Origin of the sequence: Chromohalobacter sp. 296-RDG, assembly GCF_029889885.1 — a bacterium.
Classification (GTDB): Bacteria; Pseudomonadota; Gammaproteobacteria; order Pseudomonadales; family Halomonadaceae; genus Chromohalobacter.
Map to the genome: position 1 here is coordinate 1 of NZ_JARANY010000226.1, position 1,096 is coordinate 1,096.

Sequence of the window (1,096 nt, forward strand, 5' to 3'; positions counted from 1 at the left end):
ATGGTGCTGCTTCACCTCAGGATTCAAAGGATCCAACGGTTTCTCTACCCGGCGAAAGCTCACCAGGTGACTTTCATGTCCGGCATCGGCAAACGCATCCGCCAGGTTGACGGCGACACGTTCCATGCCGCCCATCTTGAGGGAACGCACTACGACTAGCGTACGCATTACACGCCCCGCCGACGCGGCCAGGAGAAAACTCGCTGGCCAGTATCCAATTGCCAGCGCCAGATATGCGTCACCAACCCGCCGACGACGATGTTATGCACGTACACACCCGTCCAAAACGAGTTATAGGACTCGAACTGATTGACGATCATCCAATACACGAAGAACGACGCCCCAAATAATGCAATATCCCCCGGCATGACGCCTGCACGCCAGGCCAGCCACGTCCCACGAGCGATCCAGAATGCCAATGCGGCGATAACACCTAGCCCCAGTAGCCCATAGGCTACCCACACTTCCAGGAAGAAGTTATGCAAATGACCGAAGTTCGCTTTAATTCTATCCGGCAGCCAATCGGTATGGTCAATCACCAAACCACGCCCTTCGCCGCCCCAGCCAACCAAGGGACGCTCGGCAATCCATTCACCCGCCGCGACCCAGGTATGGATGCGAATACCTATGCTGCTATAGGGCATCCCCTGAAGGTCGCCGTCCAGCAATTCCTCTATCACAGGGGCTTCGCGGTCAAGGCGCTCGCTTAAAGTATCCTTGAACGAATACATGGCCCCCAACCCGACAACCACCAGCACACAAGCGGTGACGATCGCGGAGCGCAGCACATGCCGCGCCCCGTGCGCCTTGGCAAGCCATACTAACCATATAGCAACACCTACGACCGTAGCGACACATAAAGCAAGCCATACCGCGCGGGTTTGCCCAATCAAAACACCTGTCACGGAAATGAGCGTCAGCACGCCCCAGAGAAAAGTCAGCGGCAAACGCCCTCGCCCCGAATGCATGAAGATGCGCCGGGCAAAGACGGCCAAGCCCACCAGACAAGCCCCAAATAGCATTGAGCCATGCTGCTTATTACGAATACCAAAGCCTACCCGCTGCCCGTTGAGCCCAGCCAACCACTCCTGAACAC

Annotated in this window: 1 protein-coding gene; it reads right to left on the bottom strand. The window is 56.9% G+C overall.

Annotation, left to right across the window (positions count from 1 at the left end):
* Nucleotides 1–167: 167 nt before the first annotated feature.
* Nucleotides 168–1,096, bottom strand: a 929-nt coding sequence (locus OP495_RS18085; RefSeq protein WP_280571160.1) for an O-antigen ligase family protein, incomplete at its 5' end; no start/stop codon positions are given.